The sequence below is a fragment of the Paenibacillus sp. J31R30 genome (assembly GCF_059692115.1).
The window spans coordinates 647,181-673,190 of record NZ_JCAUAV010000002.1; the positions used below are offsets into that span (position 1 = coordinate 647,181).

The following is a 26,010-nucleotide window of genomic DNA, read 5'->3' on the forward strand; positions in this document are numbered from 1 at the left end:
GTATACGACAATCCGAGGTTTGAAAGGGTTTTCAATAGCATTACACTAAGGTTGTAAATAAACAATGACTTGGGAGGTCAACAGAATGAAGAAGCAGTTGGGATTAACATTGGTGTCGGCTATCGTGCTTTCCACACTGGTAAGCGGATGCGGAAATAGCAATACTTCGTCAGATCAACCAGCAACAACTACACCTAAAGAGAGCGCTGCTGCCACGGCTGCCAACCAGAAAGCAACTGGGGAAAAGGTGAAGTTGATTCTATGGACGTGGGGAGAAAACCAGAAGCAGCTCGAGCTTAATCTTCCTGCTTTCAAAGCAGCGAACCCGAATATTGACGTCGAATTGCAAATTATGAAGTCAGGTGATTTATATCAAAAATTTCTCATTGCTGCTAGCAGCGGTGATCAAGTGCCGGATGTGCTTGCCGTAGAGACGAGTAATCTCGCGCAAATGGTCGATGTTGACGGTCTGTTAGATATAACGGACAAAGTGAAGCCGTATAAAGACAAAATGAATGCTTATAAATGGGCAGATGCAACGAAGGATAATAAGCAATATGCGATGCCTTGGGATAGTGGTCCTGTTGTCATGTTCTATCGGAATGACTTGTTTGCACAAGCAGGGCTGCCGACGGATCCTAAACAGGTTGCTGAGAAAATCAAAACCTGGGAAGATTTTAAGAATGCCGCTAAGCTTGTCAAAGAAAAGACTGGGGCTGCAATGATTAGCGATTCGAAAACCAAATCCAACAGCCGTTTCTTCGAGACGATGATGTGGCAGCGTGGCTTGTGGTATTTCGATAGTCAAGGCAAGGTAACGCTTGATACGCCTGAAGTGAAAGAAGTAGCGAATTATTATGTGGATCTAACCAAACAAGGTTTTGTATATGATGCTGAGCCTTGGGCTGAAGCGTGGTTAAACGGGATCAAAGATGGCAAAGTCGCTACGATCGTAGGCGCTTCTTGGTTTGATGGTTTGCTTCAAAATTGGATCGCACCTGATGCCAAAGGGAAGTGGAGTGCAGCGCCAATGCCGAAATGGTCAGCGAATGATCAATACGGCAGTGCGAATGACGGTGGTTCCAACCTGGCGATTAATAAAAGAAGCAAACATCCGGAAGAGTCTTGGAAGTTGATTCAGTTTGTACTAGGTCAAGACAGCTCGCAGGTGAAAATGCTAAAAGAAGGCGGTTTGTTCCCATCTCTAGAAACCACGTATAGTGACCCGGCATTTAAAGAGCCAGTTCCTTATTTCAACAACCAGCCTGTGCGCCAGTTGTTTACAGATGCCGTTAAGCAAGTGAAGCCACAAGCGTACACGAAGGATTTCCCAATTGCGAATCAAATGATCCAAGATGCATTCGCACAGATCTTCTTGAAAAATAAGACGGTTGATGAAGTATTTAAAGAAAAAGCCGATCAACTGAAGCAAAAAACGAAACGCCAGTAAGGCAATAGACAATAAACAACAGAAAGATGCAATGGAGCGCAGCTCCATTGCATCTATTATAGAGGTGGACGATGATGAGAAATCAGATCTGGCAGTTCCAGTACCGAACAGCTCCCTATGTTTTCATTGCTCCTTTTTTTCTATTTTTCTCTATCTTCATGATGTACCCCTTTGGTTATTCCATCTATTTAAGTTTCATGGATTGGAATGGAAGCGGAGTGAAAACCTACGTTGGTTTGGCTAATTATAAGGAGTTAATTTCAAGTGCTACCTTCTGGTTGACGCTATGGAATGGATTTCTCATCTTTTGGATGTCAGTGCCAATAATGCTGTTCATTGCGTTGATTCTCGCTGTTTTTTTGAATCAAAAATGGATGAAACTCACGGGATTTTTTCGTACCGTATTTTTCATTCCAAATATTACTTCTGTGGTCGCGATCAGCTTCGTATTTTTTATCATGCTAAACACACATGACGGCTTGTTAAACACCATCCTAACGCAATTAGGGATTGTGAAAGAGGGTATTCCGTGGCTGGAGTCACCAGTTTGGGCGAGAGTGTCACTGGTTGTCATGGTCTTATATCGCTGGACTGGTTATAATATGCTGCTGCTGCTAGCGGGCCTTCAAAATATTCCGCAAGATCTGAGCGAAGCGGCTAAGGTTGATGGCGCAAGCCCGATTCAGACTTTTTTCTATATTACGTTGCCTCTGTTGAAAAAGATCATCATCTTCTGTACCGTATTGTCGACAATCGGATCTTTCTCTTTATATACAGAACCGTTAATTCTAACCAAAGGTGGACCGATCGATGCGACACTGACGACTATTCTTCTGATTTTCAGAGAAAGCTTCCAAAATTTCTATTTTGGCTACGCGTCGGCCATCTCGGTGGCGTATTTCATTCTGATGCTAGGACTTACGCTGCTGCAACTCAGATTATTTGATACTAAGGATTAATGGAGGATCGACGATGACTAGCAAAACCATTCGTACTGCAGGAGTGCCCGTATACCCAGCGAAGGTACGAACAACAAGTGAGATGGCACCAAGTCCTTACCTTGTATGGGGGATGTTCCTAATTTTTGCTGTAGGCGCTGTGCTCATGCTATTTCCTCTGTTCTGGATGTTCAGTTCGGCCTTTAAGCATAAAAGTGAAATCTTCATAAATCCGCCTGTTTGGGTGCCAACCACCATTCATTGGGAGAACTTTTCAACCTTATTTCAGGAAAAACAGTTCGGGCGTGTGCTGGTTAATAGTATAGTTGCAACAAGCATCTATACCGCAGGTACTTTACTCTTTTGTACGATGTCCGGATTCGCCTATGCCAAGTACCAGTTCAAGGGGAAAGGTATTTTATTTGCCATCGTTCTAGCCTCGATGATGGTTCCGACTGAATCGATCCTGATTCCGATGTTTGTCATGTATCGTAAATTAGGCTTGGTAGACAGCTTATGGGGAATCATCCTGCCGGGCATAGCGAACGCGTTTGGTATTTTCTTTATGAAGCAGTATTGTGCAAGCATCCATAATGAAATGTTGGAGTCTTCTAGAGTGGATGGATGCTCGGAATATGGCATTTTCTTTAAAATGATTGTGCCAAACTTGAAGCCCGCTTTTGCTAGCTTGGGTATTATCTTCTTTGTAAACCAATGGAATAATTTCCTGTGGCCCATGATCATTTTACGCTCACCTAAAAATCAAGTCATCTCGGTTGCAATCCGAGCGTTGGAATCCGGACCGAAGACACCGTATGAGTTGATCATGGCTGGATCTGTCATAAGTGTCATTCCATTAATCGTGATCATTTTTCTATTCCAAAAGCAGTTAATATCAGGCATCATGGACGGTGCAGTTAAGGGTTAAGGAAAGGTGGCGTGGGACCGAACATTTTTCAATGATAAACAAGTCGCACTATATACCAAAGTTTAAATGGCGTTCTTGCCGGCAGCTGCTCCTTTTTTTTATTTGAGTAACGTGTAGTTATGTGGAATAGGCTGCTTAAATATCCCCTTCGGAACTTTCCGTAAGGGGATTTCCTATGGTTTGGAAGAAATTTCAATTCGTAGAGGTACCTATGATAAAATAAACATATAACCCAAAGGAGCTGAAATAAGTGAACATTATTTTCCATGGACAAAGCTGCGTCGAAATTCGATTGAAGGAACACACCTTGATTATTGACCCTTTCATCACGGGGAATCCGCAAGCAACGGTTAAAGCGGAAGACATCAAGGCGGATTACATCCTCGTTACACATGGACATGGAGATCATGTCGGGGACACAGTTTCCATTGCGGAGCGCAATAACGCGACAGTGATTGCTCCTAATGATTTAGCCAGATATTTAGGTTTCCAAGGGGTTCAAACACATGGGATGGGAATCGGCGGCGCATTTGAGTTTCCTTTTGGCAGAGTGAAATTGACACTTGCTCTACATGATTCTTCTTATAATCCGCCAGGAACGAATGAAAATGTTTATACAGGCATGGCGAGTGGATTCTTGCTGATGATAGAGGGGAAAACCATTTATCACGCAGGGGACACAGGGCTATTTAAAGATATGAAACTGATTGGCAAATTAAATAAAATTGATCTAGCCTTCCTGCCGATAGGTGATAACTACACGATGGGACCGGATGATGCCGTGATCGCCGCGGATTATTTGAAGGCCAAAACCGTTGTGCCAATGCACTATAATACGTTCCCGGTGATTGAGCAAGATCCGAACAAGTTTGTAGCGAGCTTGGCTGAGGAAGGCATCGAAGGCTTAGTGATGACGCCAGGTCAACAATTAACGTTGTAATGCGCGAGATTGCTTTCAATTGCTGAGGGTTAACTTTCTGTGCTTTTGGTGGATTGTCGATCCTTCCAGAATAGGACAGTTAGCATGCGCTCGACCCATTCCTTGTCTTCGGCGGTCAACACGAAGCCATCGAACATTAACTCATTTTCACGAAGAAACCGCCGTAAGTTAACAGGTTCGCTTTGGAATTGTTGGTTCGTGTGTGTGGATTCGAGATAACCGGCAATATCCATCAGCTCCGAGTAGGACGTGTTAAGTCCTTCGGACAATTTCATCAAGACGTCGGGTGACGGGATTCCGCGGTTTCCATTCTCCAGCTGTGAGATGTAGGCCGCGGATACTCCTGAGCGATCAGCTAGCTCGCGAATTGTGAAGCCTTTCATTTTGCGCATATCTCTTAATTTATCGTAAAAATACATGATTGTTCATCCTCACCCATCAAAGTAAACATTAGTAAACGTTTTAATATTAACAGTTTACTAAAGTAATTACAATCATCACTTATATAAGGTCCTACTGGCATTAGACGCTCATAAGTTTGGTTACTAAAGTAAACTTTTGTATTTGCATTAGTGAAAATGTGAGGTATAATGATTTAATAGGATGCAACGAAGTGAGGATGGGGGGTCTGAGAGCAACGATGCATTTACGAATTATGGCCAAAACGGATGCTTTCATTAAAGCGAGAGTAACGAAAGGCTACTCGCAACGGGAGCTGGCGAGGCACACAGGCTTAAGTCATGCGTATATAAGCTTGCTGGAGCGGTCGATTAAATCTGTTGGCCCCTCAACGGCTAAGCGATTAAGCGATGTGCTTGAGATGGACTTGGAGGAGCTTTTTCACATCAATATTGCGTGAACAAGGAAGACAATCCAAGGAATGGGCGAGGATCACACTTAAGGTGTGGTCCTTTTTGTTTTAAATGGATGTACAAGTTTAAGGAAAATTTTATTTTTAACCCCATTTCTTTTTTAATAGTTTTTCTTATCCTAGAGTCAATGAATGGTTAGGAGGAGGCTAAGAATGAAGAAGTGGGTTTTTGGGTTTGTTGTACTTTTACTGCTTGGCTATGGAGTTGCTCAATATAAACAGGATGTCATTACCGAGAAGATGCTACCGGATGTAGCTAATCAAGCTCAAGGGGTAACTCCTCAAATGACAGACCTTAAAGTAACCAAAGATCAGGTTTATAAAGGCAATTTATTGTTGGTCAATAAGGACAATCCTGTACCTCCAGGTGGCGAAGAGACCGAAGCGGTCAATCTTTTTCAGCATAAGGAACTAATGAATGGATTCATTGTTCTGGATAACACGATTCAGCTGTCGCCAAGCTTGGTGCAAAAATTTTCGAAAATGATTGAAGCCGCACAAAAAGATGGCGTTAGCCGATTTTTAATCAGCAGCGGTTATCGGGACAATAAAGAACAAAATAAATTATATCAACAAATGGGGCCAGCTTATGCTTTGCCTGCAGGCTATAGCGAACATAATTTGGGTTTATCGCTTGATATAGGATCTACACAAGCGGAGATGAGTCAAGCATCCGAAGGAAAGTGGTTGAAGAAAAACGCGTGGCGTTACGGGTTTATCTTGCGTTATCCAAGTGACAAAACGGCAATCACAGGTATTCAATCAGAGCCATGGCATTTTCGTTATGTTGGTTTGCCGCACAGCGCTATTATGCAAGAGAATAATTTTGTCCTCGAAGAATATTTGGATTACTTGAAAGAAAAGAAGTCCATTACGACGATCCTAGATAATCAAACCTATGTAATCTCGTACTATTCGGTCTTCAAAAATACAACGATCCCCGTGCCAGCAAATGGTAACTATCAGATATCAGGAAACAATATGGACGGTGTTATTGTGACGGTGAATTAGGATGGAGAAAACGAAGTCGATTACAATTCTAATTGCCGATGATGATCCAGAAATTGCCGATCTGATTGCGTTACATTTGGTAAAAGAAGGTTACCGCTGCATGAAAGCAGCTAATGGCCAGGAAGCTATTTCAGTTATTCAGACACATGCCATTGATTTGGCGATTTTGGACATTATGATGCCCAAATTGAATGGCTATGAAGCTACACGGCAAATTCGAGCGGAATATCATCTGCCAATCATCTTTTTAAGTGCCAAAGCGACCGACCTGGATAAGATTACTGGGCTTGTAAGTGGAGCGGATGATTATGTGACCAAACCGTTCAACCCCATGGAATTGGTTGCTCGTGTGAATGCTCAGTTGAGGCGTTCCATGCAGTTGAATCAACCTCCTCCAGCCAACAAGCCTGTTTTGGAAGCAGGTGGCATGCTCATTTATCCGGAACAACGAATCGTTAGCCTTTATGGTGAAACGATTGAGATAACGCCGAAAGAGTTTGATATTCTGTATCTGCTAGCCAGTTATCCGAAGAAAGTCTTCAGCGCGGAAAACATTTTTCAGCAGGTGTGGGGCGATACCTACTATGAAGGCAGCAATACGGTCATGGTGCATATTCGTACTTTGCGGAAGAAGCTTGGTGAAGACATGCATAAAAACAAACTGATCAAAACCGTATGGGGCGTGGGGTATACATTCAATGGCTGAAATGATCCGAAGCTTTCGATTTAAAATGATTCAATTCTTTGGTCTTAGTATGCTTTTTTCCGCTGCCATTACCTATATGCTCTATAAAGTCCTCCAACTCTATTACTATACGACCAAGATGGAGGATCCATTGACTAAAGTTCGATTTTTCATAAGAGAGGTTGGGGATGTTAACTTCTTTTTGCTTATTTTCATTCCTCTCTCGATTTTGTTGTTCTTTCTCTTAACTAGACAATATGCGGCTTATTTTGATGAAATATCCAGTGGAATTAGACAGCTTGCCAATGGCGAGTTCAATCATCGTGTACATATCCCATCCGAAGATGAATTCGGGGAGATAGCGAGAGATATCAATCTGGCAAGTGAAACATTGCAGCAAGCTTTGGAGCGGGGAGATTTTGCAGAAAACAGCAAGGAACATTTGGTTTTGAATTTGGCTCATGATTTGCGTACGCCGCTGACTTCGGTGTTAGGTTATTTGGATTTCATTCTTCAGGACGATCAGCTGAATGCAGAAGAAATCAAGCACTATACGAGCATTGCATATCTCAAGTCTCAACGGTTAGAAAAGCTCATTGACGAGCTCTTCGAAATCACTCGCATGAACTATGGCAAGCTTACCATTGAAAAAAAGCAAATTGATCTGAGCGAGCTGCTTATCCAGTTAAACGAGGAGTTATACCCTGCATTTGAGAAAAACAACCTTATCACCCGTTTGAATGTGATTCCAGATTTGACTGTCTGGGGGGATGGTGAGCTATTGGCACGCGTATTTGAAAATCTGTTGATGAACGCCATACGTTATGGGAAAGATGGCCTGTTTATTGATATTAATTGCCATATTGATGCAGAAGATGTGGCAGTTCAAGTGGTCAATTATGGGGATTCCATTCCTGCAGAAGAGCTGCCGCATATCTTCGATATGTTTTTTACCGGCGATCAATCGCGAACAGATCGTGAGGGCAGAGCGGGGCTTGGCCTATCTATTGCGAAGAATATTGTAGCGCAGCATCAAGGTGCAATTTCGGCCAAGAGCACGGTGATATGTACCCTTTTTGAAGTCCGTCTCCCGCAAACAGTATCCTCTATTCCGAATGTAGGAATGGGAGGTGAAGAATGAAGAAGTGTGGTTATTGGGATGGCATTATTGTGACGAAACCTATACAAGCGGATTGGTTTATTACATCAGACTAATTAAATAGGGTTATAAACGAAAACCGATGTCCCCTAAACTTGGGAAACATCGGTTTTAATTTTACTCGTTTCTTCGATAGGCTTTAGTAGTAATTGGGAGTATACGTCGGTATTCCTGCTGAATATAAGCCTAGTTATTATTGCACATGCAATGTTGAATCGGGGGATTGTTGTTTTCTGGCCATTTCACGGAATTGCCCCGGTGTAATGCTTCGATGTTTTCTGAAAGCGCGAATTAGACTATTCTCGTTCTGATAACCGACCTTCACAGCAATATCGGCTATTTTCAAATCTGTCCCCGCCAAGTGGGCCTCTACTTCATGCATACGCAATTCGGTTAAATAATCGTATAAGGTCCGATTCATTTCCTGTTTAAATATACTATTGACCGATGACTTGCTCAATCCGACAGAGTCGGCGATTTCCGAAACGCCTATATTTTCATGAAGATGAAGCTTCATATAATGAATCATTTGCTGGACAACCAGATAATCCCGGCTATTCGCGCGTTGATCCGATAACTGGGAGACTTCCTGAAATACCTGAATAAACAATTGGATAATATCGTCGAGGCTCATGGTATTGAACCAATAGCTGTTATATCTTCGCAGGATACTGGGCTTGGTAATACCGTGATCGCCCAAATAGGTTGCGAGATCGTCCATCAATTGCTGGAAAAAAGTAATCGCTTCAGCAGGAGATAGGAGAGAATCCTTCATAAATTGTTTCAATGCTTCCAGCAGCTTGATGGCAATTTCTTCGTTTCCTCCATCTAGGCAAGTAAGCAGATCTTTTTTCCATATAGGGTCAATTGATTTATGATCGGTGGATTCCCTTAACTCTCCGAATAAGGAAATGTTGGAATAACCGTTATACAACCTGTAGCTCAGCGTCAGTTCCGCTTGCAAATAGCTGCGATGCAAATGAGCGTAATCTCCGAATTCATCACCCACTGCTGCGGACATTTCAAAGTGGATCAGCTTATGAATCGTAGACAACAAACCGGACAAGTCCTCACATAGCTGCTGGATACTCTGGCGCTCGTCGGTTTTCTGTACGATTAATAGCAAGTTTAAGTCGCGCTCAACAAGAGCAATTCTCCAGTGGCGGCCCATCCATTCCTCGCTTACATTTTTTATGGCAAACCAGAGCAAATTCTGGTCTTCCTCGTTGTAGGAGCTGGCCCATTGGTAATAACTATCAATCGATAGGAGCAAAGTGAAGAGAGGAAGATCTGTCCAATCGGTAAAATGGCGATGCCAACGATCTTTCATCTCCCAGGAACTCATTCGACCGGCGAGCAGATCGTGAATGTATTTGGTTTGCAACTCACTGCGATTATGCTTGATCATACTGGACACATCGGCAAAATCCGTGGTTAGTTTCAGCAAATAGTCTTCTAGATCACGGCTTTCCATATCGGAATGGCTCTGACCTGCCAATAGCAAATGCCTGATTCTACGAACTGGTTTAAATGTTATATGGTGAGTAATGATGATTCCGATAATTCCCGCAATAATGGATATGATCGATAATACGAATACCGCGTTTCGAATTGTGGTGACCTTTTGCAATAGTTTTTGTTGGGTAATGATCGATACATATTTCCATCCTGTTAAATCCGAAGACACCTGAGAGATCAAATAGTTCTCTTTGCCGTCGGAATAATCGAAATACATTTTGTTATTCTGAGTAAGAGCTGTAGCGATCTGCTCCTGTGATAGAACGCGATTGTTGGTCTCATAGATAATATGATTGCTGCCGTCGATCACAAATCGGAATGCATCGGTTTGAGATGTATAGTTATCAAATATTTTATCGAAAAGCTTCTTCTTGTTTATGTTGACCATGATTACACCGGCAATGGCATCTTCTCGTATTACTGGCCTGAATAAGGTAATTGTTTCTATTTTTTGCTCAAATCCGAAATTATTGCTCTTCTTCCGGTCGACGATGGTGAAATGCTTCGGATTCAAAGCGGTAAGGTAGTTTTGCCAATCGGTATCGAGTAAATTGGAAATCTGGGAGCTGAATCCATAAGGCGTACTACCAACAATTCGTTGACGCACATTGTCATATAGCATGATGGACTCAACCGCCGGGGACACAGTCAGATTATCCAAATACTCTACCAGATGTGAAATTTCCGTCTGCTGCATGTTGTAACTCGGATTCAAAAACTGATACGTTTGATTCGATAATAGAATATTGACGCCGATTTGATCGACAGTATTAACGGAGTTATTGACGGCTTCCATACCGATGCGGAGCAGGTGGATCTGCGGCTCGCTAACTTCACTCTGAAGTACGGATTTGCTGCTGATATATAGTGATGAGCCGGCAGTTGTTATAATCATAAACATGCCCATCGTCACTAAAAGAATGAGTCTCGAGTTTCGATTGGAATTAAAGTAGTTATACCAATTTCTGATTGTCTGCACCAGGGTTCCACCTTTCTCGCTGCACCTACCTATGACTGTCTTTTCATTATAAGCGTTTAAGACTAAATATACAGCCACCATGCGGACTATGGACAATCGTCCATTCCAACAGCGGATATGCATAAACAATAATTGGAGCCCGATTTGATGAATTAGCCTATGATTAGGCGTATTCAGCTATTGATTACACCGTTCCCATAAACTTATGATACAGGGGAAGCAGCAAATGAACAGAGAGGGGCTTGAGTATGAAGCGATCACATTGGAGGAATTTGGGACGATCTGGAACACTGTTTGTAGTTGCGGCATCATTGTTCATCGGCTGTAGCAATGCCGCTCCCACACCGCAAACAGGGGATGGCGGTACCACTAAAAAAGTTGAAAAAATAAGAGTGTTCAGAGGACCGATTGATCCTCCTATGCCTGACAGTAACAATAAATACACGCAGTTTTTTATTAAGCAGCTAGGTATTGAGCCAGTCTATGAAACTGCTCCTTGGGGCGGTGGTGCAGATTATGCTCAAAAGCTGCAGACCATGATTGCATCTGGCGATCTTCCGGACATCATCAGGCCGATGAACGGTGTTGAGCAAACACTGATCACTCAGGGGGGAGCGCTTGCGCTCGATGATTTGCTTCCCAAATATGCGCCGAACCTGTGGAAGTACTTCCCCAAGGAGATTTGGGATATCGTTCGTTCCACGTCTCCAGACGGCAAGATTTATTACATTCCTTCCTTGCAGAACACGAATAACCGAGGTTTGATCATCCGGACAGACTGGTTGAAGAACGTGGGACTGGGCCTGCCTGAAACACAAGAGCAATTTGTGGAAATGCTTAGAGCCTTCAGGGATAAAGACCCGAACGGCAATGGCAAAAAGGACGAGCTTCCGACAAGTGGACGTGAGCAGGGCAGATGGTTTGATCATATTTTCGCGATGTATGGGGTAGCGATGTGGGAAGGCTATCCAGAGTGGGATTTGATCGATGGAAAGCTTCAGTATTCAGGGATACAGCCCAATATGAAAGAAGCCATTAAGTTCGCTAGAGATTTATACAAGGAAAAGCTGCTGGATAACGAAACGTTCCTCAATAAACAGGAAGTTTGGACAGGTAAAATCCTGAACGATACGGTAGGAGCTTTCTATCATATTGTAGACAGTACGATAACGGTTGGCGGCTATGAGGGGTTACGGAAAAAAAATCCGAACGCGGATTTTACGATGGTGCCGGTTCCGAAGGTGAATGGATATAACGGTTTTTATTCTCTGAAAAGATTCGGGTTTGTGGAGTGGGTTATACCGAAAAAAGCAGAGGCTAAAGCAGCATCCGTATTGAAATATCTGGACTTTTACTATACACCGGAGGGGATCGACTTTAACTCCTACGGACTTGAAAATGACAGCTTTGTGATGGAAGGCGGGAAAAAGAAATATTTACCTGAAAAAGACACCACAGAAAACTGGACACAGCGCAAAACGATTTTTTCAGCTTCTGTGAGTACATTTGATTACAAGTCTAAAGTATCGGAGCTGACGATTAAGTATCCGACTCGCTATAAAGAAATGATTGAAATGTACGATCGGATCAACAAAACGACGAAGGTCCTCGCTGGTGATGGTATGCCGATCAACGTTTACGACAACTTTGCGGATATCAAGACCCACAAATTGTATCAGCAGTACATGACCAATATTATTATCGGTGAATGGCCGCTCGAGAAATTCGATGAGTTTGTAAAAAAATGGAACGAAACCGGTGGGGCTGAAGTAACAAAACGCGCTAACGAATGGTACCAAAAGGTCAGCAAAAAATAACGCGCAGAAGGAGAGATCTTCCGCAGGAGGGCTCTCCTTCCTTTTAAGACAAGAGAAGAAAGATGTGGAGGAAGCAGCATGTACGAGAATTATACGGAAGTGACAGCAGTCCGTCCAAGAACCCTCTCCCGGCGAACATTTCGTGCATTTCGGTCCCAATGGATGCTGTATACGATGGTTTTACCCGGATTACTCTATTTTATCGTATTCAAATATGTGCCACTGCTCGGATCGGTGATTGCTTTTCAGGATTTTCAAATATTAAATGGCATATTGAAAAGCCCATGGGTCGGCCTTAAGCATTTTGAATTCATGTTTACGTACCCTGACATTGTTCTAGTTCTTAAAAATACGCTGATCCTCGGTATGTACCAGCTTGTATTTGGATTTCCAGCACCGATTATACTTGCGATTTTATTGAATGAAGCACGGGTTATGTTCTTGAAAAAGACGATTCAGACATTTTTTTATTTGCCTCATTTTTTATCCTGGGTCATTGTTGGCGGGCTTATCTTTGAATTGCTTTCATTAGGCGGTTTTGTAAATACATTGCGAACCTGGTTTGGAGCCGAGCCTGTTCTGTACATGCAACGGGAATCCTTTTTTCGCACGATTTTCGTTCTTTCTTCCATTTGGAAGGAAATAGGTTGGGGAGCGATTATTTATTTGGCGGCGATCGCCGGAATCAATCCGAGTCTGTATGAAGCGGCGAAAGTTGACGGTGCCAACAAGTTTCGGCAAATTTGGTACATTACGCTGCCTTCGCTGCTGCCGACGATCATTATTTTATTGCTGCTGAAAATAGGGAATTTCCTGGAGCTTGGATTCGATCACGTCTTTGTGCTTCTGACACCGGCTACCACAGCAGTAGGGGATATTATCGATACGTATGTCTACCGAACGGGGATATTAGAAGGGCAGTACAGCTTTACTACGGCAGTAGGCTTGTTCAAATCGATTGTTGGCTTCGTTCTTCTTTACGGCTGTAACTATATTTCCAATAAAACAACACAACAGGGGTTGTTCTAATGATGAAATCAAGTTTAGGTGAAACATGCTTTCGCATGGTGAACTATGTGATTCTGCTGCTGTTGTCCGTTACGATGATATTGCCTATTATACATGTACTCGCCATATCCTTAAGCGATCCGACAGCGGTTGATGCCCATAAGGTGCAATTTTTACCTGTTGAGCTAACCTCCTCTGCCTGGCATCATATTTTAGCCAAAGCTGCGCTGTGGCGCGCGCTGGGTGTTAATATATTTATAACTGTGGTTGGTACGCTGCTTAGCCTGCTAGTTTCCTCGTTGCTAGCTTACCCGCTTGCGCGAAAGGACTTTCGGCCACGCAAAATCATCATGGTTGGCATTGTATTTACAATGATTTTTCAGGCACCCATGATTCCCTATTTCCTGACCATCAAATCTCTCGGGCTTCTCGACAACATTTGGGTCTTGATCATTCCATCCACGGTTAGCGCATTTAATCTGATCATTTTGCGCACTTTTTTTCAACAGCTGCCGTTTGAGCTGGAGGAATCCGCTCGCATGGACGGGTGTACGGATTACGGGATTTTATTCCGAGTGGTTATCCCGCTTTCCAAACCGGCACTGGCTACGATGGGTCTGTTCTACGCAGTTATTTATTGGAATATGTTCTTTCACGCGATATTATTTATTCGCAACCCGAACTTATATCCGCTCCAGTTGAAGCTGCGGGAAACGATGGTGAACACAGATTTAGCTGCTAACTTGAATCTATTGGCCTATAATTCACAAACGCTGCAAGCAGCAACGATTATTTTTGTCACTTTGCCTATTCTGCTCGTGTATCCGTTTATTCAGAAATACTTTGTTCAGGGAGCGACACTCGGCGCGGTTAAGGAATAAAAATATAGCATGATAAAGAATGGTCGAGGATCACACTTATGGTGTGGTCTTTTTTTTCTGTATTTTCTACTTTGATCTGCTTTGCTAAAAAAATGGCGAGAATACGCATAATGTTGTTATAATATCGTCAAAGGAACAGTCACTAATATATAAAGGGGTAAATGAGATGCTATCCTGGATTCGAAGTTTAGTAGGGATTAATCGCAGCTTCCGGGTAAAGCTTATTCTCAGTTTATCCGTCATTATTTTATTAGCGTTTTGCTTGACGGGTTATTTAACCTATCGCTATAACTTAACGTTGTTTGAAGAAGAAATTAGTAAGCAGTTCTCCAGTACGAACGAAGAGGCACTGGCGAAGTTGGACCTCAAGGTGCAAGAGGTTGTTCGAGTTTCACAGACAGTAGTGTTTAATCCAGCCATTGAAAAGGTAATTTCTCGCATTAACTTGAATGAAGACTCGGATGCCTTTAATCGCTATTATGACAAAAAGCAAATTGAAGATCAGATCTATCAGCTCAAATCGGATGCACCTTATATTACAGGAATGTATTTGTACGACTTAACGGGGAATCCTTCCTATTTTAGCTATACGACCGCCACGATAAATGTGCCAAACGAGAACCTATACAAGGTGATTCGGTCCAAAATTAGTGACACATCAGGTGATCTCGTGTGGCTTAGCATACCGATGGCGTCTTCCATTGAGCCAAGCGGGTTTAGAAATACGATCGTTGTAGCCCGGTATATGAAAAATAGTTTTTTAACCACATATGGTGTACTTGTCATGGCGTTTGACGAATCCTTCTTCTCCGGATCGCTCAAGGAGTTGACGAAGGCAGGGCAGGGTCAGGTGTATCTGTTTAATAAAAACAGCGAGCTGTTATTTACGAATGCGCCAGTATATGCCGATCAAGTAGATCAGCTTCGGGAACTGAATCATACGCAATTAATGAATAATCATTTGTATGTCCAGGGACAATCTGAAGTCACGAACTTCAAGCTAGTCAGCGGCACATCGCTAACCGAGATTCAATCGCGGAGCCGAGATTTATTTAAGATGATTGTTTACTCTGGTCTGGTTAGTATCCTGCTTGCTAGTGTCTTAATTGTCCTTTCTACGGGGAATTTACTTCGTCCGCTCAAGGATCTACTGCTTGGTCTCCGTAAAGTAAGATCGGGTGATTTTGAGGCGCGCATCGAAATTCGAACCCATGATGAGTTAGCTTATATCGGTGAGAGTTTTAACGCGATGGCCGAGCAGGTCGGACGGTTAATTAAGGAAGTGTACTTGACGCAGTTAAGTGAGAAAGAGGCAGAGCTTAAAGCGCTGCAAGCGCAATTGAATCCTCATTTCCTGCATAATATGTTCAATGAAATTTATTGGAAGCTCTATTTGCAAGATGAAACCGAAACGGCGGCATTAATTGCTGCTATTTCGGAAATGCTGAAATACTCATTGATGCCTGTGCGAACGCTGACAACAGTAAAGGAAGAATGTCAGCAGATTCGTAACTATTTGAAAATACAGAAAGAACTATTCGAAACGGATCTGGAAACCATCATTCAAGTTGATGATGAGGTTGCCGATGTTCAGGTGATGCGGTCACTCCTCCAGCCTTTAGTAGAAAATGTGTTTATGCATGCTTTTCGCAATATGGTGTCACATAAGGTGTTGATCATTAAAGCAAGCAGCCGCGATGGATTTCTTGAGATTGATGTCACGGATAATGGATGTGGGATGAACGAGAAGGCGATTTCGCAAATCTTAGGCGTGCAGGGCTCTTCATTGCCGCATCGCACGGATGGACGAGAAAGTCTTGGCGTACGGAGTGTAGTGAGAAGAATCGAGCTGATATATGGGGCTCCATTCCGATTGGAAATTACAAGCATGCTGGGAAGTGGGACAACGATGCGACTTATTTTGCCGCTGCTTCCGAATAACGAGAAAGGAGACAACTAGGATGAGAAGCGGACGAGTATTGATTGTAGAGGATCAGCTGAATTTTCGAAAAGGACTTATTAAGATGCTGCAAGGTGGAGATTTAGGCTGGCAAGTGGTCGGCGAGGCTGGCAATGGCCAGGATGCTTTGATCATGCTGGAAGAGCTTCAGCCTGATTTGGTTCTGACGGATATTCGTATGCCCATTATGGATGGAATCGAATTCGTAGGTCATCTGCGTAAGAATTATCCCGATATGATTGTGATCATTTTGACAGGGTACAAAAATTTCGAGTATGCGCAAGCAGCTGTACGGCTGGGTGCGTTGGATATTCTCATCAAGCCATGCACGGAAGACGATGTACGTCAGATTATGAATAAAGCCTCCGAGCGGTTTTATGCGAAATATGCGCAACTGCAGAAACAGCAGATGCAGCTGCAGCTGCAGCAAGACCAAGAGCTGCGCGCGGTACTACTGGACCTTCCTTATGAGATGAGCACATTAGCTAGGATGAACGGCGCATTGGCCGGTAAAGAATTATGGCTGCTGCACATGAATATTGAAGATTTGGCGAAAAAAACAAATGGTAAGAGGGACATGGGCTTGCTTCAATTCGCCTTCTCCAATATTGTCGAAGAACTGGTGAAAGCCGCGGGACTGGATGCGCGGCTGTTGTTAGTGGAGCATGACACTTTCCTATTGATAACGGAGCTGCATCAGGTTGAAGAGAGTCTGCAAGAGGCTATCCCAACGGCATCCTTTGAATATTTGAAGATTCGCGCAACGATGATATCCATGGGACTCGCTCCATCGGCCAGCGACTTGGCAGAAGTATATCTGTTGACGAAGGGGGCAGTCTCCGACCCGATTGACCTTCCAGCCGTGAGCGGAGGAGAGGCGGGATCCGGCGTAACGCTCTCCTTGAATCAAGCGAAGGTCAGAGAGATGGAAGTCCAGCTCATGTCGGCTATCCTCGTCGGTCAAGAAGATAGCTTGCATGTCCTATTGAATCGTGTTCTCACGGATCTAAGCCTGACATCACCGGAGGAAATGCGAATTGGCGCGTTGTCACTCTCGATTGCCTTGCACGGAACTATTCAGAAGCAATTCGATCCGAACGACAACAATGCGCTAGCACGGATTCCGAATGAAATGCCGCAGATTCATTGGACCGCCAAGGAAGTATTGGAGTGGGCGGCCGAGCAAGTGAAGCACTTCTTGCGCCAATTTAATCAATGGCAAGCCTCCAAAAGTGATAATGTGATCGAGAGAGCCATTAAATACATCGAGGAGCATTACAACGAGGAATGCCGATTGACAGACGTCGCGACGCATATTCATTTAAACCCAAGCTACTTCAGTGTCGTTTTTAAAAAGGCTACGGGGGAAAGCTTTACACGCTTCGTTACCCGTGTCCGAATGGATAAGGCGGCTTTGCTTCTTCGGAATACAGATATGAAAATATTTGAAATTGCGTGTGCGATTGGCTTTGATGAACCGAATTATTTTACGAATGTGTTCAAACAGCAGTTCCATGTGTCTCCAAAGGAGTACAGGAGTGGCAAAATAATGCCTAATGAATAAATATCCTTACCTAAAATAGAATTGAAAAAGGGCATTGCGAGTAAAAAGAAAATGTTGTATGATCGGATTAAGCGCTTAACCCCTGAAACGGGTGAGCGTTTAAAGCTTAAAAGATTAAGCGCTTAACCTCTGGGTGGAAGGGAGATTTACATGCGTACAATTCGACTTACAATGGCACAAGCACTACTTCGCTTTCTGGACCAACAGTACATTTCCATCGATGGACATGAGACTAAATTTGTTAAAGGGGTCATGGGGATTTTCGGACATGGCAATGTGACTGGGATTGGAGAAGCGCTAGAGTATAGCCCAGGTGACCTTACGTATATACAAGGCAAGAATGAGCAGGGAATGGTCCACGCTGCAACCGCTTACGCAAAGCAGAAGAATCGTCAACAAATCTATGCCTGCACAACCTCGATTGGGCCAGGTGCACTAAATATGGTGACGGCAGCGGCGACTGCGACTGTCAACCGCATTCCGGTTCTGCTGCTGCCAGGAGATAATTTTGCTTCCAGACAGCCAGACCCTGTGCTGCAGCAGCTGGAGTACGTTGGCGATTACACGGTATCCGCAACGGACCCTTTCAAAGCAGTGAGCAAATACTGGGACCGCATTGTTCGCCCAGAGCAATTGATCACCGCAGTGACACAAGCGATGCGTGTTCTCATGGATCCAGCCGAGACGGGCGCAGTTACTCTGGCGCTGCCGCAAGATGTTCAAGCAGAAGCCTATGATTATCCAGCAGCCTTTTTCGAAAAGAAAGTTCACTATATCGATCGCCGCCCGGCGGCGAAAGAAGCTATCAAGCGAGCTGCAGCGTTATTCGTCGGCAAGAAGCGTCCGTTAATTATTGCTGGCGGCGGCGTGCTGTATGCCGAAGCAACGAAAGAGCTAGCGGAATTTGCGGAAGCATTCGGCATTCCTGTGGCAGAAACGCAAGCAGGTAAAAGCTCATTGCCTTGGAATCATGCGATGCATGTCGGCGCAATTGGCGTGACAGGAGCACTGGCGGCGAACAAGTTGGCCAAACAAGCGGACTTGATCATCGGTGTGGGGACGCGGTATTCCGACTTTACCACCGCCTCTAAATCGGCCTTTGCGAATGACGATGTGCAATTCATTAATATCAATATCAGCGGCTTCGATTCTTCGAAGCTAGGCGGTATTTCGATTACCGCTGATGCGAAAGAAGCGCTCAGCTTGCTGCGCGAAGCATTGACATCGGAAGAATATGCCAGCGGCTACGAAAAAGGTTACATAGCTGCTTTGAAAGATGAGTGGGACCGTGAAGTGGACCGCTTATATCAAGCAGAATGTGCGGAGGGCTTTGCACAAACACACGCACTTGGTGTGATCAATGAAACGATTGACCCTTCCTCGGTTGTTGTTTGCGCTGCGGGAAGTTTACCTGGCGATTTACACCGTTTATGGCGTTCAACACAGCCCAAAACGTACCATATGGAATACGGCTTCTCGTGTATGGGCTATGAAGTAAGCGGTGCTTTCGGGGCAGCTTTGGCGGAACCGGGGCGTGAGGTTTATGCGATTGTCGGAGATGGCAGCTACTTAATGCTTCACTCGGAATTAGTGACAAGCTTACAAGAGGGTCAGAAATTCACCATCCTGCTGTTCGATAATCATGGCTTCCAATGCATTCACAATTTGCAGCGCAGTCAAGGAAGCGAAGGCTTCGGGAATGAATTCCGATATCGGGAAGAGGGAACGCGCAAGCTGACAGGAAGCTATATGCCGATTGATTTCGCAGCACATGCGCGCAGCTTGGGAGCGAAGTCATACAAAGCGACCAATGCAGAAGAGCTTAAGACCGCGCTGCTGCAAGCGAAAGCAGAAACGGTGACTACATTGATTGAAATCCCTGTCGTGCCTGGCACGAACACAAGCGGCTATGAGTCCTGGTGGCAAGTTGGCGTACCTGAGGTTTCGGAGAGCGCCAAAGTACTGGCAGCTCATGAAGAAATGAAGAAAAACATTCAAGCGGCTAAACCCATCTAACGAAGAAGAGGTGATCTCACAATGGAAGAACTACCGTTTAAGCTAGGCATTCATCCAATCAATTGGGTGGGTGAAGACGTTAAAGAGCATGGTTCGGATACAACATTTGAACAAATTGTTGATGATATTCAGAAGCTAGGATTGACGGGGACAGAGATGGGGCGTAAATACCCAACGGATATTAACGTGCTGAAAAAAGAGTTATCGGATCGAGGCATCAGCCTTGTATCTCAGTGGAAATCCGTTCTATTCTCAGATCCTGCATATAGAGAGCAAGAACTTGAAGCTTATCGTAAACATGTGGAGTTTCTAAAAGAAATGGGCAGCACGGTCATCTCTACTGCCGAAGTCGGAGGCTCGCTACATTTTGACCCACGCCGCACGCCGAATGAGAAAGAAGTACTTCGCCTCGATGAAGCAGGCTGGCAGAGCTTAGCTGAAGGGCTGAATCGCGCTGGGGCCATTGCCCAAGAGCATGGTCTGAAGCTGACCTATCACCATCACGGTGGAACCGTTGTTGAATCACCGGAAGAGATCGATCGCTTGATGGCGTTGACTGATCCTTCCTTGGTCTACCTGCTGTTTGATACAGGACACACCTACTATGGCGGTGGAGATCCATTGACCGTATTGCGCAAACATTACAACCGAATCGCTTATATTCATTTGAAAGATATTCGTCAAGCTGTACTTGATGAAGCACGCGCCGAGCAAGTTGATTTCGTAACCTGTATCCGCAAAGGTGTGTTTACCGTACCAGGGGATGGATGCCTTGATTTTGCACCGATTTTCAAAGAGTTATTGGCTCGTGAATATACAGGGTGGGCGATGCTCGAAGGTGAGCAAGACCCAGCAATACATAATCCTTACGAATATGCGAAAAATGCACTGAACTATATTCATTCCCTATTAATCAAAGAAAGCAGGTAATCCGACTATGACTTATGTGACTTTTCCGCAAGCGAAATCACTTGATTTTGTAGCTATTGGCAGATTATGCATCGACTTGAATGCGAACGAAATTCACCGTCCCATGGAAGAAACGATGACGTTCACGAAGTATGTTGGCGGATCGCCAGCGAACATTACGATCGGCATGTCCCGTTTAGGGATGAAAACAGCTTTTATCGGCAAAATCGCGAATGATCAAATGGGACGTTTCATTGCTGCCTATTTGGAACGCAACGCGATTGATACAAGCAATGTCGTAACAGATCGCACAGGTGCTGTGACAGGGTTAGCTTTTACAGAAATTAAAAGCCCAACAGACTGCAGTATCCTGATGTATCGCGATAACGTCGCTGATTTGAAGTTAACTCCGGATGAAGTTCAGGAATCTTTGATCGCAGGCGCGAAAGTATTGCTGATCTCCGGAACGGCGCTAGCTCAGAGTCCTTCACGCGAAGCGGTGTTTCAAGCTCTGAATTATGCGAAAAAGCACGGCGCCGTTATCGTATTTGATCTGGATTACCGTCCATACACTTGGACTTCGCCGGAAGAGACGGCTGTGTATTATAACTTGGCTGCTGAGAAGTGCGATATCATTCTCGGTACGCGTGAAGAGTTCGATATGATGGAGAAATTTGAACATAATCCGGAGAAAGATGATCATATCACGGCTGCCAAATGGTTTGATTATTCAGCCAAGATTGTCATTATCAAGCACGGCAAAGAAGGTTCAATCGCTTATACACCAGATGGCATGGGACATCGTGCGAAGAGCTTCCCAGCGAAGGTCGTTAAGACATTTGGAGCAGGTGATTCTTATGCGGCAGGGTTTATCTATGGCGTTATGCAAGGGTGGACGCTGGAGAAAAGTATGGAATACGGAAGCGCTGCTGCATGTATCGTCATTTCCAGCCATAGCTGCTCGGATGCCATGCCAACTGCTGAAGCAGTGGATGATTATATTGAACGTTGCAATCGCGGAGAAATTACGGCTTCGTAACAACTACTACAAATTAAAGGAGCAATCGATATGACACAGACATTGAAAAACTGGATTGGCGGCGAATGGGTCGCATCAACTTCTACACAAACGGAACCTGTATATAACCCTGCAACGGAAGAAATTCTAGCTAACATTCCCATTTCCACAAAGGAAGAAGTAGATCAAGCGGTTCGTAATTCGCAAGAAGCTTTTAAATCATGGAGCAGCACACCTGTACCGAAGAGAGCTCGCATCCTATTCAAATACCAACAACTCCTAGTCGATAACTGGGAAGAGCTGGCTCGCATCGTGACGAAAGAAAACGGCAAAAGCTACACAGAAGCTTACGGTGAAGTACTTCGCGGCATCGAGTGTGTCGAGTTCGCTGCTGGTGCGCCTACCCTCATGATGGGCAAACAGCTTCCGGATATCGCTTCCAATCTTGAATCCGGTATGTACCGCTATCCAATCGGTGTTATCGGTGGAATTACGCCATTTAACTTCCCAATGATGGTGCCTTGCTGGATGTTCCCGCTTGCGATTGCCTGCGGCAATACATTCGTATTGAAGCCTTCGGAGCGCACGCCGCATTTGGCTAATCGTTTGGCAGAATTGTTCCACGAAGCTGGTTTACCAGCAGGTGTGCTGAACATTGTTCATGGAGCACATGATGTGGTGAATGGTCTTCTCGAGCACAAAGACATTAAAGCTATTTCGTTCGTTGGTTCCCAGCCAGTTGCAGAGTATGTTTACAAAACAGCTGCAGCAAACGGGAAACGCGTTCAAGCTCTTGCAGGCGCGAAAAATCACTCCATCGTGATGCCGGATGCGAATTTATCCATTGCGGTGAAGGAAATCACAAACGCTGCTTTCGGCTCTGCGGGCGAGCGTTGTATGGCATGCTCCGTCGTAGTAGCGGTAGGCGACGTTGCGGATACGCTTGTTAGCAAGCTGCTTGAAGCGGCAGATGCGATTACGATTGGTAACGGAAATGATGAAGGTGTGTTCTTAGGTCCTGTTATTCGTGGCGGTCATAAGGAGCGTACATTGAAATATATTGAAATCGGTGAAAAAGAAGGCGCGATTATGATTCGCGATGGTCGTAAAGACGCCGCTGCTGCTGAAGCGGGCTACTTCGTCGGGCCGACGATTTTTGATCAAGTGCAGTGCGAGATGAAAATTTGGGAAGATGAAATTTTTGCTCCTGTGCTGTCCATCGTTCGTGTTGAAACACTCGAGGAAGCGATTGAGCTTTCCAACCGTTCTGAATTCGCGAATGGCGCATGCCTCTTCACGCAAGACGGAAGCAATGTACGTCAATTCCGTGAAAACATTGAAGCTGGTATGCTAGGCGTAAATCTTGGTGTACCTGCACCTATGGCATTCTTCCCGTTCTCTGGCTGGAAAAAATCATTCTACGGCGATTTGCATGCCAACGGTACGGATGGCGTGGAATTCTATACGCGTAAAAAAATGGTAACGGCTCGCTGGTAACAGCGAGTTTCCGCTAGAGAGGAGTAATTGGCATGGCATTGGTCTCGATGAAAGACATGCTCCATACGGCCTTAGAAGGTAAATATGCCGTTGGGCAATTTAATTTGAATAATCTTGAATTCACACAGGCGATATTGCAAGCTGCTCAACTAGAGCAAGCTCCGGTCATTCTTGGTGTTAGTGAGGCTTACATTCCCTACATGGGCGGACTTCCCTGCATCGCGGGTATGGTGAAAGCCTTGATCGAGCACTATGGCATTACCGTGCCAGTGGCCCTTCATTTGGATCATGGCAGCACGTATGATTTGTGTATCAAAGCGATGCATGCTGGATTCACTTCGGTGATGATCGATGCTTCCCATCATTCGCTTGAGCATAATATCGAAATTACGCGTCAAGTGACGCAAGCTGCGCATGTACTTGGTGTTTCTGTGGAGTCAGAGCTAGGTCGAATCACAGGACGTGAAGATGATCTGGTTGTGGATGATGCTGATGGCATGTATGCGGTGGCTGAGGATTGTGTGAAAATGGTTCGGGAAACTGGTATCGATTGTTTAGCCCCTGCGCTTGGTTCGGTGCACGGTCCTTATCGCGGACAGCCAAAGCTTGGTTTTGAACGTATGGCTGAAATTAAAGCGCTGACAGGAGTACCCCTTGTGCTACATGGGGGAAGCGGTCTTCCCGATGAAGAGATTCGTCAAGCGATCGCTTGCGGTACAGCTAAAATTAATGTCAACACAGATAATCAAATCGCTTGCACAGCAACGATTCGCACCTTTTTGAATGACCATCCAGATGCTTATGATCCTAGGAATTATTTAATTCCTGCGCGGGAGGCCATTATTGCATCAGTAAGAGCCAAAATCCAGTTATTCGGAAGTGCAGGTAAAGCGGGAGGGAATGTAGGATGAAAAAGATCAGAATCGGTATTATCGGCGCAGGCCGAATTGGTAAAATCCACGCAGACAATCTATTGCGGACGCCGCAAGTTGAAATTGTCGCGGTGAGTGATTTGTTTGCAGGGCCAGAGCTGGAAGCTTGGGCAGCAGCACGCAACATCGCGATGGTGACAAAAGATAGCAATGAACTTATTAATCATCCAGATATCGATGCCATTTTCATTTGTTCTTCCACAGATACACATGTTCCTTTGATTGGGCAGGCAGCACGTGCAGGTAAGCATATTTTCTGCGAAAAACCAATCTCGATGGATATCACGAAAACGGTATCCGCGATTGATGAAGTTAAAAAAGCAGGCGTGAAGCTGCAAATTGGCTTTAACCGTCGATTTGATCATAATTTCAAGCGCGTTCAAGAAGTGGTGCAAGGCGGGGGGATCGGCGATCCTCATATCATTAAAATTACTTCACGCGACCCTAATCCACCACATATCGATTATGTTAAGGTGTCTGGCGGCATCTTCATGGACATGATGATTCATGATTTCGATATGGCTCGATTCGTTTCAGGCAGCGAGGTTGAAGAGGTTTATGCGGTTGGGAATGTGCTGATCAACCCGGATTTTGCCCAGCACGGCGATGTGGATACAGCGGTTGTAACACTGCGCTTCGCCAATGGCGCGCTTGGTGTGATCGATAACAGCCGTCAAGCCGTATATGGCTACGACCAACGTGTTGAAGTGTTCGGTTCCAAAGGCAGCGTTGTCGTTGCGAATGATCATCCGAATACGGCTGTGATCTCCACGGCAGACGCGATTGTAAGTGATAAACCGTTGCATTTTTTCCTAGAGCGCTATCAAGCGGCTTACATTGAAGAAACGCAAATGTTCATTGATGCGATTTTGAACGATAAAGTTGTCCCTGTAAGCGGCGATGACGGCGTACAAGCAGAGCGAATTGCGTTAGCCGCGAAGCTATCTTCCCGTTTGGGTCGGCCGGTGAAGGTGAGCGAGGCGTTGGAGCTGCTGACACAAACATCCATATCCTAGTAAGGGGAGAGACGTTACTATGTCCGAATTGATTGTAAAACCGGCAGCTTCCCCGAATGCGGAAGGCAGCATCATACAAATAACGCCGGAATCGGCAGGCTGGCAGTATGTTGGATTCGAGGTTGTACAGCTCTCGGAAGGTCAAACTTTGAAACGTGACACTCTCGATCAAGAGGTTTGCCTTGTGCTGTTGAGCGGGAAAGCGGATGTTCGCACGAAGGAAGAGCATTGGCAAGGAATTGGTCAGCGCATGAGCGTGTTTGAGCAAATTCCTCCATATTCCGTCTATGTGACGAGCAACGATAGCTATGAAGTGACAGCACTAACTTCCCTGCAGCTCGCTGTTTGCTCAGCTCCTGGCGCTGGGAGCCATCGTTCGCGCTTGATTGCGCCAAAGCAGGTAGGTGTAGAAACACGTGGCTATGGCAATATCGAGCGTTTCATTCATAATATTTTACCAGAGAGCGAGCCAGCGGATAGTTTGCTTGTTGTCGAAGTATTTACACCGAATGGTCATTGGTCCAGTTATCCGCCGCACAAGCATGATCGTGATGCCCTTCCAGATGAATCCTTGTTGGAAGAAACGTATTATTTCCGTGTCCAGCCTGAGCAAGGCTTTGCGATTCAACGGGTATACACGGATGATCACTCACTCGATGAGACGTTAATTGTCAAAAATGGCGAAGCTGTGCTAGTACCGCGGGGCTATCATCCGGTATCTGCGCCTCCGGGCTATGATGTGTATTATTTGAATGTCATGGCTGGACCTTCGCGGACTTGGAAATTCCATAATGATCCAGACCATGCTTGGATCATGACCAAGCCAAGCGAGAAGTAAGCCGGTTGCAAGTTCCCGATAGCCCCGTCATAATGGGGGAATAACTGTATTCTTCAAGAAAAATGGGGTAGTAGG

Annotated in this window: 22 protein-coding genes; 20 read left to right on the forward strand and 2 right to left on the reverse strand. The window is 44.9% G+C overall.

Translation table 11 applies throughout. The features are described 5' to 3' along the window. The first annotated feature begins 85 nt into the window (after window positions 1–85). The 4 genes from AC58QO_RS08860 to AC58QO_RS08875 all read left to right on the forward strand — a co-directional run bounded on the left by AC58QO_RS08860 (window position 86) and on the right by AC58QO_RS08875 (window position 4,256). On the forward strand, window positions 86–1,450 hold the full coding sequence (locus AC58QO_RS08860; RefSeq protein WP_497264928.1) for an ABC transporter substrate-binding protein: 1,365 nt from the start codon (window positions 86–88) through the stop codon (window positions 1,448–1,450). 71 nt (window positions 1,451–1,521) lie between these two features. Further along, window positions 1,522–2,409, forward strand: coding sequence for a carbohydrate ABC transporter permease (locus tag AC58QO_RS08865; protein ID WP_497264929.1), 888 nt, complete (start codon window positions 1,522–1,524; stop codon window positions 2,407–2,409). Window positions 2,410–2,422: 13 nt separating this feature from the next. Further along, window positions 2,423–3,316 carry a carbohydrate ABC transporter permease gene (locus tag AC58QO_RS08870; protein ID WP_497264930.1) on the forward strand — a complete coding sequence of 298 codons (894 nt, stop codon included), beginning with the start codon at window positions 2,423–2,425 and terminating at the stop codon, window positions 3,314–3,316. 250 nt (window positions 3,317–3,566) lie between these two features. After that, window positions 3,567–4,256 carry a metal-dependent hydrolase gene (locus AC58QO_RS08875; protein ID WP_497264931.1) on the forward strand — a complete coding sequence of 230 codons (690 nt, stop codon included), beginning with the start codon at window positions 3,567–3,569 and terminating at the stop codon, window positions 4,254–4,256. 29 nt (window positions 4,257–4,285) lie between these two features. Here the strand turns inward: AC58QO_RS08875 and AC58QO_RS08880 are convergent, their stop codons facing one another. After that, window positions 4,286–4,675 (reverse strand): helix-turn-helix domain-containing protein, encoded by a 390-nt coding sequence (locus AC58QO_RS08880; RefSeq protein WP_497264932.1) that lies wholly within the window; start codon window positions 4,673–4,675, stop codon window positions 4,286–4,288. Between the two features lie 221 nt (window positions 4,676–4,896). On the opposite strand from AC58QO_RS08880, the gene AC58QO_RS08885 reads away from it, so the two are divergent. The 4 genes from AC58QO_RS08885 to AC58QO_RS08900 all read left to right on the forward strand — a co-directional run bounded on the left by AC58QO_RS08885 (window position 4,897) and on the right by AC58QO_RS08900 (window position 7,964). Next, window positions 4,897–5,115, forward strand: coding sequence for a helix-turn-helix domain-containing protein (locus tag AC58QO_RS08885; RefSeq protein ID WP_497264933.1), 219 nt, complete (start codon window positions 4,897–4,899; stop codon window positions 5,113–5,115). A 165-nt stretch (window positions 5,116–5,280) separates the two neighbouring features. Further along, window positions 5,281–6,138 (forward strand): M15 family metallopeptidase, encoded by an 858-nt coding sequence (locus tag AC58QO_RS08890; protein WP_497264934.1) that lies wholly within the window; start codon window positions 5,281–5,283, stop codon window positions 6,136–6,138. Between the two features lies 1 nt (window position 6,139). Continuing rightward, window positions 6,140–6,844 (forward strand): response regulator transcription factor, encoded by a 705-nt coding sequence (locus AC58QO_RS08895; protein WP_497264935.1) that lies wholly within the window; start codon window positions 6,140–6,142, stop codon window positions 6,842–6,844. Continuing rightward, entirely contained in the window at window positions 6,837–7,964 is a 1,128-nt protein-coding gene (locus AC58QO_RS08900) for a sensor histidine kinase (RefSeq protein ID WP_497264936.1), read from the forward strand. Before AC58QO_RS08895 ends, AC58QO_RS08900 begins: the two co-directional genes overlap by 8 nt. A gap of 211 nt (window positions 7,965–8,175) precedes the next feature. Here the strand turns inward: AC58QO_RS08900 and AC58QO_RS08905 are convergent, their stop codons facing one another. After that, window positions 8,176–10,479 (reverse strand): helix-turn-helix domain-containing protein, encoded by a 2,304-nt coding sequence (locus tag AC58QO_RS08905; RefSeq protein ID WP_497264937.1) that lies wholly within the window; start codon window positions 10,477–10,479, stop codon window positions 8,176–8,178. Between the two features lie 248 nt (window positions 10,480–10,727). Here AC58QO_RS08905 and AC58QO_RS08910 point away from each other — a divergent pair, with 248 nt between their 5' ends. The 12 genes from AC58QO_RS08910 (at window position 10,728) to iolB (ending at window position 25,935) form a co-directional block, all read left to right on the forward strand. After that, window positions 10,728–12,296, forward strand: coding sequence for an extracellular solute-binding protein (locus AC58QO_RS08910; RefSeq protein WP_497264938.1), 1,569 nt, complete (start codon window positions 10,728–10,730; stop codon window positions 12,294–12,296). A 78-nt stretch (window positions 12,297–12,374) separates the two neighbouring features. After that, window positions 12,375–13,325 carry an ABC transporter permease gene (locus AC58QO_RS08915; RefSeq protein ID WP_497264939.1) on the forward strand — a complete coding sequence of 317 codons (951 nt, stop codon included), beginning with the start codon at window positions 12,375–12,377 and terminating at the stop codon, window positions 13,323–13,325. Beyond that, complete coding sequence (locus AC58QO_RS08920) at window positions 13,325–14,185, forward strand: carbohydrate ABC transporter permease (RefSeq protein WP_497264940.1); 861 nt, start codon at window positions 13,325–13,327, stop codon at window positions 14,183–14,185. Before AC58QO_RS08915 ends, AC58QO_RS08920 begins: the two co-directional genes overlap by 1 nt. Window positions 14,186–14,351: 166 nt before the next feature. Continuing rightward, complete coding sequence (locus tag AC58QO_RS08925; RefSeq protein ID WP_497264941.1) at window positions 14,352–16,145, forward strand: cache domain-containing sensor histidine kinase; 1,794 nt, start codon at window positions 14,352–14,354, stop codon at window positions 16,143–16,145. A gap of 1 nt (window position 16,146) precedes the next feature. After that, entirely contained in the window at window positions 16,147–17,709 is a 1,563-nt protein-coding gene (locus AC58QO_RS08930; protein WP_497264942.1) for a response regulator transcription factor, read from the forward strand. Between the two features lie 150 nt (window positions 17,710–17,859). Further along, complete coding sequence (gene iolD / locus AC58QO_RS08935) at window positions 17,860–19,725, forward strand: 3D-(3,5/4)-trihydroxycyclohexane-1,2-dione acylhydrolase (decyclizing) (protein ID WP_497264943.1); 1,866 nt, start codon at window positions 17,860–17,862, stop codon at window positions 19,723–19,725. Window positions 19,726–19,746: 21 nt separating this feature from the next. Beyond that, window positions 19,747–20,655 (forward strand): myo-inosose-2 dehydratase, encoded by a 909-nt coding sequence (iolE, locus tag AC58QO_RS08940; RefSeq protein ID WP_497264944.1) that lies wholly within the window; start codon window positions 19,747–19,749, stop codon window positions 20,653–20,655. 7 nt (window positions 20,656–20,662) lie between these two features. Next, window positions 20,663–21,673 (forward strand): 5-dehydro-2-deoxygluconokinase, encoded by a 1,011-nt coding sequence (iolC, locus tag AC58QO_RS08945; protein ID WP_497264945.1) that lies wholly within the window; start codon window positions 20,663–20,665, stop codon window positions 21,671–21,673. 30 nt (window positions 21,674–21,703) lie between these two features. Next, window positions 21,704–23,149, forward strand: a complete 1,446-nt coding sequence (locus tag AC58QO_RS08950; RefSeq protein ID WP_497264946.1) for a CoA-acylating methylmalonate-semialdehyde dehydrogenase — start codon at window positions 21,704–21,706, stop codon at window positions 23,147–23,149. A gap of 32 nt (window positions 23,150–23,181) precedes the next feature. Beyond that, window positions 23,182–24,060: a class II fructose-1,6-bisphosphate aldolase gene (gene fba, locus AC58QO_RS08955; RefSeq protein WP_497264947.1), complete on the forward strand. Its 879-nt coding sequence runs from the start codon at window positions 23,182–23,184 to the stop codon at window positions 24,058–24,060. After that, a complete protein-coding gene (gene iolG / locus AC58QO_RS08960; protein ID WP_497264948.1) occupies window positions 24,057–25,097 on the forward strand; it encodes an inositol 2-dehydrogenase in 1,041 nt (346 codons plus the stop codon). The genes fba and iolG overlap by 4 nt, the downstream gene beginning before the upstream one ends. Before the next feature lie 19 nt (window positions 25,098–25,116). After that, the gene (gene iolB, locus AC58QO_RS08965) at window positions 25,117–25,935 is read left to right on the forward strand and encodes a 5-deoxy-glucuronate isomerase (RefSeq protein ID WP_497264949.1); all 819 of its coding nucleotides are present in this window, start codon (window positions 25,117–25,119) and stop codon (window positions 25,933–25,935) included. Window positions 25,936–26,010 lie beyond the last annotated feature (75 nt).

Excerpts from the sequence above, each read along its gene's own strand:
- AC58QO_RS08860 (WP_497264928.1), top strand. The coding sequence starts at position 86 with ATGAAGAAGCAGTTGGGATTAACATTGGTGTCGGCTATCGTGCTTTCC.
- AC58QO_RS08865 (WP_497264929.1), top strand. The coding sequence starts at position 1,522 with ATGATGAGAAATCAGATCTGGCAGTTCCAGTACCGAACAGCTCCCTAT.
- AC58QO_RS08870 (WP_497264930.1), top strand. The coding sequence starts at position 2,423 with ATGACTAGCAAAACCATTCGTACTGCAGGAGTGCCCGTATACCCAGCG.
- AC58QO_RS08880 (WP_497264932.1), bottom strand. The coding sequence starts at position 4,675 with ATGTATTTTTACGATAAATTAAGAGATATGCGCAAAATGAAAGGCTTC.
- AC58QO_RS08885 (WP_497264933.1), top strand. The coding sequence starts at position 4,897 with ATGCATTTACGAATTATGGCCAAAACGGATGCTTTCATTAAAGCGAGA.
- AC58QO_RS08890 (WP_497264934.1), top strand. The coding sequence starts at position 5,281 with ATGAAGAAGTGGGTTTTTGGGTTTGTTGTACTTTTACTGCTTGGCTAT.
- AC58QO_RS08895 (WP_497264935.1), top strand. The coding sequence starts at position 6,140 with ATGGAGAAAACGAAGTCGATTACAATTCTAATTGCCGATGATGATCCA.
- AC58QO_RS08900 (WP_497264936.1), top strand. The coding sequence starts at position 6,837 with ATGGCTGAAATGATCCGAAGCTTTCGATTTAAAATGATTCAATTCTTT.
- AC58QO_RS08910 (WP_497264938.1), top strand. The coding sequence starts at position 10,728 with ATGAAGCGATCACATTGGAGGAATTTGGGACGATCTGGAACACTGTTT.
- AC58QO_RS08915 (WP_497264939.1), top strand. The coding sequence starts at position 12,375 with ATGTACGAGAATTATACGGAAGTGACAGCAGTCCGTCCAAGAACCCTC.
- AC58QO_RS08920 (WP_497264940.1), top strand. The coding sequence starts at position 13,325 with ATGATGAAATCAAGTTTAGGTGAAACATGCTTTCGCATGGTGAACTAT.
- AC58QO_RS08925 (WP_497264941.1), top strand. The coding sequence starts at position 14,352 with ATGCTATCCTGGATTCGAAGTTTAGTAGGGATTAATCGCAGCTTCCGG.
- AC58QO_RS08930 (WP_497264942.1), top strand. The coding sequence starts at position 16,147 with ATGAGAAGCGGACGAGTATTGATTGTAGAGGATCAGCTGAATTTTCGA.
- iolD (WP_497264943.1), top strand. The coding sequence starts at position 17,860 with ATGCGTACAATTCGACTTACAATGGCACAAGCACTACTTCGCTTTCTG.
- iolE (WP_497264944.1), top strand. The coding sequence starts at position 19,747 with ATGGAAGAACTACCGTTTAAGCTAGGCATTCATCCAATCAATTGGGTG.
- iolC (WP_497264945.1), top strand. The coding sequence starts at position 20,663 with ATGACTTATGTGACTTTTCCGCAAGCGAAATCACTTGATTTTGTAGCT.
- AC58QO_RS08950 (WP_497264946.1), top strand. The coding sequence starts at position 21,704 with ATGACACAGACATTGAAAAACTGGATTGGCGGCGAATGGGTCGCATCA.
- fba (WP_497264947.1), top strand. The coding sequence starts at position 23,182 with ATGGCATTGGTCTCGATGAAAGACATGCTCCATACGGCCTTAGAAGGT.
- iolG (WP_497264948.1), top strand. The coding sequence starts at position 24,057 with ATGAAAAAGATCAGAATCGGTATTATCGGCGCAGGCCGAATTGGTAAA.
- iolB (WP_497264949.1), top strand. The coding sequence starts at position 25,117 with ATGTCCGAATTGATTGTAAAACCGGCAGCTTCCCCGAATGCGGAAGGC.